Source organism: Klenkia sp. PcliD-1-E (assembly GCF_024124375.1).
Taxonomy (GTDB): domain Bacteria; phylum Actinomycetota; class Actinomycetes; order Mycobacteriales; family Geodermatophilaceae; genus Klenkia.
The window spans coordinates 1-9,647 of sequence record NZ_JAMXRZ010000140.1 but is presented as its reverse complement, the minus strand read 5'-3'; the positions used below and the strand labels follow the sequence as shown (position 1 = coordinate 9,647).

Annotated in this window: 10 protein-coding genes; 6 read left to right on the top strand and 4 right to left on the bottom strand. The window is 74.5% G+C overall.

The annotated features are described in order from the left end of the window. Nucleotides 1-314: LGFP repeat-containing protein (locus NH342_RS19980; protein ID WP_374209490.1), on the top strand; the 314-nt coding region annotated here is incomplete at its 5' end. Nucleotides 315-348: 34 nt separating this feature from the next. On the opposite strand, the gene NH342_RS19975 is transcribed toward NH342_RS19980, so the two are convergent. The 4 genes from NH342_RS19975 to NH342_RS19960 all read right to left on the bottom strand — a co-directional run bounded on the left by NH342_RS19975 (nucleotide 349) and on the right by NH342_RS19960 (nucleotide 4,687). After that, complete coding sequence (locus tag NH342_RS19975) at nucleotides 349-2,109, bottom strand: biotin carboxylase N-terminal domain-containing protein (RefSeq protein ID WP_253017592.1); 1,761 nt, start codon at nucleotides 2,107-2,109, stop codon at nucleotides 349-351. 48 nt (nucleotides 2,110-2,157) lie between these two features. After that, a complete protein-coding gene (locus NH342_RS19970) occupies nucleotides 2,158-2,760 on the bottom strand; it encodes a nucleoside triphosphate pyrophosphatase (RefSeq protein ID WP_253017590.1) in 603 nt (200 codons plus the stop codon). Then, nucleotides 2,757-2,954, bottom strand: a complete 198-nt coding sequence (locus NH342_RS19965; protein ID WP_256480903.1) for an acyl-CoA carboxylase epsilon subunit — start codon at nucleotides 2,952-2,954, stop codon at nucleotides 2,757-2,759. Before NH342_RS19965 ends, NH342_RS19970 begins: the two co-directional genes overlap by 4 nt. Nucleotides 2,955-3,061: 107 nt before the next feature. Continuing rightward, nucleotides 3,062-4,687, bottom strand: coding sequence for an acyl-CoA carboxylase subunit beta (locus NH342_RS19960; RefSeq protein ID WP_253017586.1), 1,626 nt, complete (start codon nucleotides 4,685-4,687; stop codon nucleotides 3,062-3,064). An 86-nt stretch (nucleotides 4,688-4,773) separates the two neighbouring features. On the opposite strand from NH342_RS19960, the gene NH342_RS19955 reads away from it, so the two are divergent. The 5 genes from NH342_RS19955 to NH342_RS19935 form a co-directional block, all read left to right on the top strand. Beyond that, the gene (locus tag NH342_RS19955; protein WP_253017584.1) at nucleotides 4,774-5,607 is read left to right on the top strand and encodes a biotin--[acetyl-CoA-carboxylase] ligase; all 834 of its coding nucleotides are present in this window, start codon (nucleotides 4,774-4,776) and stop codon (nucleotides 5,605-5,607) included. A gap of 31 nt (nucleotides 5,608-5,638) precedes the next feature. Then, entirely contained in the window at nucleotides 5,639-6,205 is a 567-nt protein-coding gene (locus NH342_RS19950; RefSeq protein ID WP_253017582.1) for a PH domain-containing protein, read from the top strand. A 113-nt stretch (nucleotides 6,206-6,318) separates the two neighbouring features. Further along, nucleotides 6,319-7,641 (top strand): acyltransferase, encoded by a 1,323-nt coding sequence (locus NH342_RS19945; RefSeq protein WP_308200715.1) that lies wholly within the window; start codon nucleotides 6,319-6,321, stop codon nucleotides 7,639-7,641. Nucleotides 7,642-7,687: 46 nt separating this feature from the next. Further along, nucleotides 7,688-8,839, top strand: coding sequence for an exonuclease SbcCD subunit D (locus tag NH342_RS19940; protein WP_253017580.1), 1,152 nt, complete (start codon nucleotides 7,688-7,690; stop codon nucleotides 8,837-8,839). Between the two features lie 18 nt (nucleotides 8,840-8,857). Further along, on the top strand, nucleotides 8,858-9,647 hold a 790-nt coding region (locus NH342_RS19935; protein ID WP_253017578.1), incomplete at its 3' end, for an AAA family ATPase.

The window sequence follows — 9,647 nt, the reverse complement described above, 5'->3', positions numbered from 1 at the left end:
CGGTGCTGTCGGCGTGGGGTGCGCGGGGGTACGAGACCGGTGGCCTGGGCTACCCGGTGTCGGACACGTTCTGCGGGCTGACCGACGGTGGGTGCTTCCAGCGGTTCCAGGGGGGTTCGCTGTACGGCAGCGCCAGCACCCCGGTCGTCCCGGTGATCGGTGCCATCCGGGACCGGTGGGGCGCATCGGGCTGGGAGAACGGCGCGCTGGGCTACCCGACCGGTCCGGAGGTCTGCTCCGCCGGGGCGTGCGAGCAGCCCTTCCAGCGCGGTTCGATCCGGTGGACACCCGCCGGGGGCGCGGTCGTGCGCTGAGGGGTCGGCCGGGGCGCGGCCCCGGCCGACCCGCTCACCCGGCGTCGGCGATGGTGCAGAGGACGGCGCCGCTGGTGACGGTGGCGCCGACCTCGGCGGACAGGCCCGAGACGGTGCCGGCCTTGTGGGCGACGATCGGCTGCTCCATCTTCATCGCCTCGAGGACGACGACCAGGTCCCCGGCGGCCACGGTCGCGCCGTCCTCCACGGCCACCTTGACGATCGTGCCCTGCATGGGGGACGTCAGGCTGTCGCCGGACGCGGCGCCGCTCCCGGACCCGCCACCGCGCTTGCGGGGCTTGGCCTTCGCGCCGGCCGCGGGCGCACCGCCCCCGCCGACGGCGAACCCGGCGGGCAGGGACACCTCCAGCCGGCGGCCGCCGACCTCGACGACGACGGTCTGCCGCTCCTCGGGCTCGTCCGTGTCGGCGGCGGCGCCGTAGGGCTGCACCTGGTTGTCCCACTCGGTCTCGATCCACCGGGTGTGCACGGTGAACGGCTCGGAGGTGAACGCCTCGTCGCGCACCACGGCCCGGTGGAACGGGATGACCGTGGGCATGCCCTCGACGACGAGTTCGTCCAGGGCCCGGGCGGCGCGCTGCAGGGCCTCGGCGCGGGTGGCGCCGGTGACGATCAGCTTGGCCAGCATCGAGTCGAACGCGCCGGCGACCTCGCCGCCGGCGACGACGCCGGAGTCCCAGCGCACGCCGGGGCCCTGGGGCACCGACAGCGCGGTGACCGGGCCCGGGGCGGGCATGAAGTTCCGCCCGGCGTCCTCGGCGTTGATCCGGAACTCGACGGAGTGCCCGCGCGGGGTGGGGTCCTCGGTGATCTCCAGCGGCAGACCCTCGGCGATGCGGAACTGGTGGCGCACCAGGTCCAGGCCGCTGGTCTCCTCGCTGACCGGGTGCTCCACCTGCAGGCGGGTGTTGACCTCCAGGAAGGAGATGTCGCCGTCGGCGCCGACCAGGTACTCCACGGTGCCCGCGCCCACGTAGTCCGCGCCCCGCACGATGTCCTTCGCGCTGGCGTGGATGCGGGCCCGCTGCTCGTCGGTCAGGAACGGCGCCGGGGCCTCTTCGACCAGCTTCTGGTTGCGCCGCTGCAGCGAGCAGTCGCGGGTGCCGACGACGACCACGTTGCCGTGGGTGTCGGCGAGCACCTGGGCCTCGACGTGGCGGGGCTTGTCCAGGAACTTCTCCACGAAGCACTCGCCGCGACCGAACGCCGACACGGCCTCGCGGACGGCGGAGTCGAACAGCTCGGGGATCTCCTCCATCGTGCGGGCGACCTTGAGGCCGCGGCCGCCACCGCCGAAGGCGGCCTTGATGGCCACGGGCAACCCGTGCTCCTGCGCGAAGGCGACGACCTCCTGCCCGTTCGCGACGGGGTCCTTGGTGCCCGGCACCAGGGGGGCGCCGACCTTCGCCGCGATGTGCCGGGCCTGGACCTTGTCCCCGAGGGCGATGATCGCGGCGGGGGAGGGGCCGACCCAGGTCAGCCCCGCGTCGAGGACGGCCTGGGCGAAGTCGGCGTTCTCGGACAGGAAGCCGTAGCCGGGGTGCACGGTGTCCGCCCCCGACCGCTCGGCCACCTCGATGATCTTCTCGATCACCAGGTAGGACTCACCCGGGGTGTTCCCGCCGATGGCGAAGGCCTCGTCGGCGACCCGCACGTGCAGGGCGTCCCGGTCGGGGTCGGCGTAGACGGCGACGCTGGTCAGCCCGGCGTCCTTGCAGGCGCGGGCGACCCGGACGGCGATCTCGCCGCGGTTGGCGATCAGGACCTTCTGCACTGCGCACAGCCTCCTCGATGTGGGCGCGGTGGACCGGAGCCGTCGGGCTCAGCGGTCCCAGAAATCGGTGATGGTGAGCCCCAGCCGGCCGAGCTGCACCCGCAGCAGCGGGAGCGACAGCCCGATGACGGCCGTGGGGTCGCCCTCGATGCGACGGACGAACGGTGCGCCGAGCCCGTCGAGGGTGAAGGCGCCGGCCACCTGCAACGGCTCACCCGTGGCGACGTAGGCGTCGACCTCGGCGTCGGTGGGACTGGCGAAGTGCACCGTGGTCGACGACACGGCGACGTCGCGCCGGGTGATGGCGCCCTCGCGCACGTCGAGCAGGGCCTGCCCGGTGTGCAGCACCCCGCTGCGGCCGGCCATCCGCCGCCAGCGCAGCCGGGCGTCGTCGGCGTCGGTGGGCTTGCCCAGCGGTCGGCCGCGGAACTCCAGCACGGAGTCGGCGCCGATGACCAGGGCGTCGTCCTCCTGCTTGGCGACGGCCTGTGCCTTCGCGGTGGCCAGCAACGCGACCAGCTCGGACACCCGCGGCGACCGGATCGCGGTCTCGTCGACCCCGGACACCACGACCTCGGGGGACAGCCCCGCCTGCCGCATCAGCTGCAGCCGGGCGGGCGACGCCGAGCCGAGCACCAGCCGGCGGCTCACGCGAACCGCCCCGAGGCGCGCCAGCCGCCCGGGCCGGGCTGCAGGGGACGGCGGTGACCGTCGGCGTGGGACGCCCAGGCACCCACCGGCGCCGGACGGCGGCGCCGCGGACCCTGCTGGGACAGCGCGGCGACGACGGCGGTGAGCGCCGCCAGCTCCTCGTCGGACGGCGCCCCGGACACGACCCGCAGCAAGGGTCGGGAGGAGTGGGGGCCCGGAGGGTCCCCGCGATCGATCGACGAGGGGGCTCCGCTGTCGGGGGACGGCGCCTGGCCGCGGTGCGGCCCGGAGGGTCGCGGTGTCACAGCGGGATGTTCCCGTGCTTCTTGCCGGGCAGGGTCTGGCGCTTGTTGGCCAGCACCCGCAGCGCCTTGGTGACCTGCACCCGGGTGTGGGAGGGCAGGATGACCGCGTCGACGTAGCCGCGGTCGGCGGCGATGTAGGGGTTGGCGAGGGTGTCCTCGTACTCGGTGATGAGCTCGGCGCGACGGGCGTCGGGGTCTTCGGCTGCGGCCAGCTCGCGCCGGTAGAGGATCCCGACCGCGCCCTGGGCGCCGACGACGGCGATCTGGGCGGTGGGCCAGGCCAGGTTGACGTCGGCACCGAGGTGCTTGGAGCCCATCACGTCGTAGGCGCCGCCGTAGGCCTTGCGGGTGATGACGGTGACCAGCGGGACGGTGGCCTCGGCGTAGGCGTAGATCAGCTTGGCGCCGCGCCGGATGATGCCGTCCCACTCCTGGGAGGTGCCGGGCAGGAAGCCGGGGACGTCGACGAAGGTGAGCACCGGGATGTTGAAGGCGTCGCAGGTGCGCACGAAGCGGGCGGCCTTCTCGCTGGCGTCGATGTCCAGGGTGCCGGCGAACTGGGTGGGCTGGTTGGCCACCACGCCGACGGGGCGGCCCTCGACGCGGCCGAAGCCGACGAGGATGTTGGGCGCCCACAGCTCCTGCACCTCGAGGAACTCACCGTCGTCGAGCACGTGCTCGACCACGGTGTGCATGTCGTAGGGGCTGTTCGCCGAGTCCGGGACGAAGGTGTCCAGCTCGCGGTCGGTGTCGGTCACGCCCTCGACGGAGACGTCGACCTGCGGGACCTCCAGGGCCGGCAGCGGGTCGAGGTTGTTGGCCGGCAGGTAGGACAGCAGCGTCTTCACGTAGTCGATCGCGTCGGCCTCGTCGGAACCGAGGTAGTGCGCGACGCCGGACTTCGTGTTGTGCGTGCGGGCCCCGCCCAGCTCCTCCAGCGTGACGTCCTCACCGGTGACGGTCTTCACCACGTCGGGGCCGGTGATGAACATCTGGCTGGTCTGGTCCACCATGACGACGAAGTCGGTCAGCGCGGGGGAGTACACGTGCCCGCCGGCGTTGGCACCCATGATCAGCGAGATCTGCGGGACGACGCCCGAGGCGTGCACGTTGCGCCGGAAGATCTCCCCGTACAGGCCCAGGGAGACCACGCCCTCCTGGATGCGCGCGCCACCGCCCTCGTTGATGCCGACCACCGGGCAGCCGTTGGTGACGGCGAAGTCGAGCACCTTGACGATCTTCTCGCCGTACACCTCGCCGAGGCTGCCGCCGAAGCTGGTGACGTCCTGGCTGAACACCGCGACCGGGCGGCCGTCGACGGTGCCGTAGCCGGTGACCACGCCGTCGCCGAAGGGGCGCTTGTTCTCCAGGCCGAAGTTGGTGGACCGGTGCCGGGCGAACTCGTCGAACTCGGTGAACGAGCCCTCGTCCAGCAGGGCGTCCACGCGCTCGCGGGCGGTCATCTTGCCCGCGGCGTGCTGCTTCTCCACCGCCTTCTCCGACCCCGCGTGCAGGGCCTCCTCCTGGCGGCGGGCGAAGTCGGCGAGCTTGCCGGCGGTGGTGTGGACGTCGATGTCGTCGGGGACCTGCTCGCCGGCGTCCTGCAGTTCAGCCGCGCTCACTCGGGGACCTCCAAGGCCGTCAGCCTCCGCTCTGGCCGGCCCGCTCCGCTGCGGGGACCGGCTGCACCGGCCGTAGCGTAGGGGACATGGCGGACATCGGCTCGGGGCGCTACCGGGACCTGGACCGGCCCGGTCTGGACGCCGTGGCACTGGTCACAGCCCTGCAGCGGGGCGGGGGCCTGTGGCGCTCGGTCGAGGTGGTCGAGCAGATCGGCTCGACCAACGCCGCGCTCGCCACCCGGGCCGCCGACGGCGAGGCCGAGGGCCTCGTGCTCGTCGCCGAGCACCAGGTCGCCGGACGGGGCCGGCTGGACCGGACCTGGACCTCGCCGCCGCGGGCGGGCATGACGGTGTCGGTCCTGCTGCGACCCGACGTCCCGGTGGCCCGGCGCGGCTGGCTGTCCATGCTCACCGGCGTCGCGCTGGCCGAGTCGCTGTCCGGTACGGCGCGGACCTCGCTGAAGTGGCCCAACGACCTGCTGGCCCCCGACGGCCGCAAACTGGCCGGCATCCTCGCCGAGGTCGCCGACGGGGCCGTCGTGGTCGGCGTCGGGCTGAACGTGTCCACGACCGAGGACGAGCTGCCCGCCACCGGGACGTCGCTGGGGCTGGTCGCCGGCCGCCCCGTCGACCGGGCGCCGGTGCTGCTGGCCTACCTGCGCGCCCTCGAGGAGCGCTACCGCACATGGGTGGCGCACGCAGGGGACCCGGTGTCCTCGGGGCTGGCGGCGGACTACCTGGCGTGGTGCTCCACGATCGGCGCCGAGGTCACCGTGACCCTGCCCGACGGGTCGACGCTGGACGGCGTCGCCGAGGCGGTGGACTGGGACGGCCGGCTCGTCGTCCGCACCCCGGACGGCCGGTACGACCTGGCCGCCGGCGACGTGCGACACGTGCGGCCCCGCGCGCCGGAGGCGTGACGGGCGGTCGGCGGTCGGCCATCCTGGGCCCGTGGCCTACCCCGACAAGCTGCTCGCCGACGACGAGGAGGTCGTGCGGCACCTGCACCCGCACTGGCTGACCGTCTTCTGGCCGGTCGTCGTCTTCCTGGTGCTGGTGGGCGGGGGCTCGTTCGGGGCGGCGCTGATCCCGGAGGGGTCGAACCAGGGCGTCTACCGCCTGCTGATCACCGCGCTCGTCCTGGTGCTGGCCGTGGTCTTCGTCACCGTCCCGCTGCTGCGCTGGCGGACGACGCACTACGTGATCACCACGCACCGGGTGCTGTACCGGGTCGGCATCCTGTCCCGCACCGGCCGGGACATCGGCCTGTCCCGGATCACCGACGTGTCCTACCGGCAGACGCTGTGGGACCGGATCATCAACTCCGGCACCGTGACCATCGAGACGCCGGGGGAGAGCGGCGCCACCGTCTGGTCGGCCATCCCGGACTCCGACGCGGTGCAGCAGCTGCTCAACCACGTCGTCGAGGAGGACGCCGACCGGCGGGCCCAGGAGAGCGCCGGGTACCTCGGGCAGTACTACCGGGGCGACACCGGGCCGGTGCAGCCCGGGCGCTGACGCCCGGCGTTCCCGCGCACGTCCCCCGGATGGCCATTCCTGCCGACAAGTCGACACGATTTGGTCGAGTCCGTGACGCTCCGCTCATGGTTGGGGTGTCTAGCGTGATCGACGTGAGACGGAACGGTCTGCCTCGGGGCACCCAGGACACCCGCCCGGCCCGACCCGGGCCGGTCCCGGCGCTGACGGGGCTGCGCGCCGTCGCCGCCCTCTGGGTGGTCCTGCTGCACCTGCAGATCGTCGCCGGCCCCTACCTGGACCAGCTCCCTCTCCTGCGGCCGGTGATCGGCGCCGGCTGGACCGGCGTGGAGCTGTTCTTCGTGCTCAGCGGTTTCGTGCTCACCTGGAACTACCTGGACGAGCTGGGCCGGCCGACCCCCCGTCGGGTCGGCCTGTTCGTCTGGAACCGCTTCGCCCGCGTCTGGCCTGCCTGGGCGGCCGTCACAGCCGTGGCGGGCGCCTGGCTGTGGGTGATGCGGTCCCGCGGCGCCGACGCGGACGTCGTCTCCGCGCACCCCGCGTCCGGTCTGCCGGAGCTGATGCGCCAGCTGACGATGACCCAGCAGTGGGGCCACGCCGAGCTCGGCGGGGCCAGCTTCGTGCCGCCCGGGTGGTCGGTCAGCGCCGAGTGGGCCGCCTACCTCGCCTTCCCCCTCCTCGTGCTGGCCGCCGGCCTGCTGCGCCGGCTGCCCGCGGCCGTGCTGCTGGTCGGCGCCGTCGCGGCGCTGGCGCCCCGCGCGGTCCTGGCCTTCGAGCAGGGCGTCCCCGACTCGGAGCAGAACTGGCTGGCGCGTCTGGCCTGCGGCTTCACCGCCGGCATGCTGACCGCCCTCGCCGTTCGCCGGGCGCAGGGGTGGCGGCGGGGCGACCAGGTGGGCCTGGTCCTCACCTGGTCGGCCGTCGGGGGCATCGCCGCCGGTGCCGCGTGGGCGGCGTGGCTCACCTGGTCCGAGGGGCCGTCGCCGACCCCGACCGACCACTACGGGGTGGTCGTCGTCCTCTTCCCGCTCCTCGTCGCCGGCCTGGCGCTGACCGCCCGGGGCCCGGCCCGCTGGTTGTCCAGCGGCTCGATGCAGTACGCGGGCCGCGTCTCCTACTGCCTCTACCTGGTGCACTTCACGGTCATCGAGGCCGTGCTGAGCCTGTGGTGGACCTCGCCCGCCGACCTCGGCACCCTCCACCCGGGCCTGGTGCTCGCGGTCCCGGGGATCCTGGCCGGGTCGGCGCTGCTCGCCGTCGGTCTGCACCACCTGGTGGAGGAGCCCGCCCGGCGGTACCTGGTCGCGGCCGTGCGCCGCCGCCCGGCCCCGACCCGCCCGGTGGAGCGCCCCACCGAGCAGCTCGCGGCGATCCGGATCCCCCACCCGGTCGCGCTCGACCACCGGCTGTCCGCGCCGCGGGCGCCGCTCCCGCCGGTCCCCGCGGTGCGCGCCTGACCGGTGCGGCCCCCTTCTGTCGGAGGGTGCGCCTAGCGTCGTGGGCATGCGGTTGCTGCACACCTCCGACTGGCACGTGGGCCGGTCCCTGCACGGGACCGACCTGCTCGCCGAGCAGGAGGCCGTGCTGTCCGGCCTGGCCGACGTGGTCCGCGCCGAGCAGGTCGACGTCGTGCTGGTCGCCGGCGACGTCTACGACCGGGCGGTGCCCTCCGCCGAGGCCACCGGTGTCCTCGACCGCGTGCTGTCCCGGCTGCGGGCGGCAGGCGCAGCGGTGGTGCTGACGCCGGGCAACCACGACTCCGCCCGCCGCCTCGGTTTCGCGTCGGGCCTGCTGGCCGTCTCCGGCGTCCACGTCCGCGCCACCACCGCCTCCCTCGACGAGCCGGTGCTGCTCACCGACGCCCAGGGCGAGGTCGCTGTGTACGGCCTGCCCTTCCTCGAGCCCGAGGTCGCCCGGCACGAGCTCGGCGGTGACCTCGCCCGGTCCCACCAGGCCGTGCTGTCCGCGGCCATGGACAAGGTGCGGGCCGACCTGTATTTCCGGCCCGGTGCCCGGTCGGTGGTGCTGGCGCACGCCTTCGTCGGGGGCGGGCTGCCCACCGAGAGCGAGCGCGACATCGCCGTCGGCGGCGTCGACCTGGTCAGCCCGTCGGTGTTCGACGGCGTCGACTACGTGGCGCTGGGTCACCTGCACCGGCCGCAGACCCTCACCCCGCGGCTGCGCTACAGCGGCTCACCGCTGCCCTACTCCTTCGGGGAGGCCGGGCAGCGCAAGCAGGTGTGGCTGGTCGACCTGGACGCCGGGGGGCTGGCCGGCGTCCGGGGGGTGCCGTTGCCCGCTCCCCGCCGGTTGAGCGTCGTCACCGGCGAGCTGGCGGAGCTGCTGGCCGACCCCGTGCACGAGGCGCTCGTCGACGACTTCGTCTCGGCCCGCCTCACCGACCCGGTCCGCCCGACCGACGCCATGCGCCGGCTGCGGGCCCGGTTCCCGCACTGCGTGCACCTGGAGTGGTCCGGCGCCGCACCGACGGGCGGGCCCCGCACCTACACCGACCGGCTGCGCGGCCGCGACGACCTGGCGGTGACCGCGGAGTTCGTGCAGCACGTCCGCGGGGGCGCCGGGCCCAGCGCGGCCGAGCGCGAGCTGCTGGCCCGCGCGCTGGCCGCCGCCGACCGCGAGGAGGCCGCGAGGTGAGCGCGAGGTGAGCGCGCGATGAGGGTGCACGCACTGACCATCAGCGCCTTCGGCCCCTTCGCGGGCACCGTCGAGGTCGACCTCGACGAGGTCGGCCGGGACGGCCTGTTCCTGCTGTGGGGCCCCACCGGCGCGGGGAAGACCACCCTGCTCGACGCCGTCGTGTTCGCCCTCTACGGCACCGTGCCGGGCCCGCGCGGTCAGGAGAAGCGGCTGCGCAGCGACCACGCCGCCCCCGACGTCCGCACCGAGGTCCGGTGCGAGGTCACCCTCGGCGGGGAGCGGCTGCGCATCACCCGCCGGCCGGAGCAGGTGCGGCCCAAGAAGCGCGGCACCGGCACCACCACCGAGCAGGCCCTGCTGCACGTGCAGCGGCTCACCGACGGCGGGTGGGAACCGGTGAGCACCCGCATCGACGAGGGGTCCGAGCACCTGCGCACCCGGCTGGGCCTGTCCGCGGAGCAGTTCTGCCAGGTGGTCCTGCTGCCGCAGGGGGACTTCGCGCGCTTCCTGCGTGCCGAACCCGAGGACCGCAGCCGCCTCCTCCGCACCCTGTTCGACGTCGACCGCTTCGCCCGCGCCGAGGACTGGCTCGCCGAGGAGCGCCGCGCCGCCGACCGCCGGCTCGACGCGGCGCACGCCGCACTCGGCGCCCTGCTGGCCCGGGTCGCGCAGGTGGTCGGGGAGGACCTCCCCGAGGACCTGGCCGTCGACCCCGGCGACGTCCCGGTGGCCCGCTGGGTGCGCGAGGCGACGGGGAGGGCCCGGGACAGGTCGGCCACGGCGCAGGCGGCCGCCGACGCGGCCG

Bases quoted from the DNA above. Each gene is read 5' to 3' on its own strand.
- NH342_RS19955 (WP_253017584.1), top strand. From the start codon at position 4,774: ATGGCGGACATCGGCTCGGGGCGCTACCGGGACCTGGACCGGCCCGGT.
- NH342_RS19940 (WP_253017580.1), top strand. From the start codon at position 7,688: ATGCGGTTGCTGCACACCTCCGACTGGCACGTGGGCCGGTCCCTGCAC.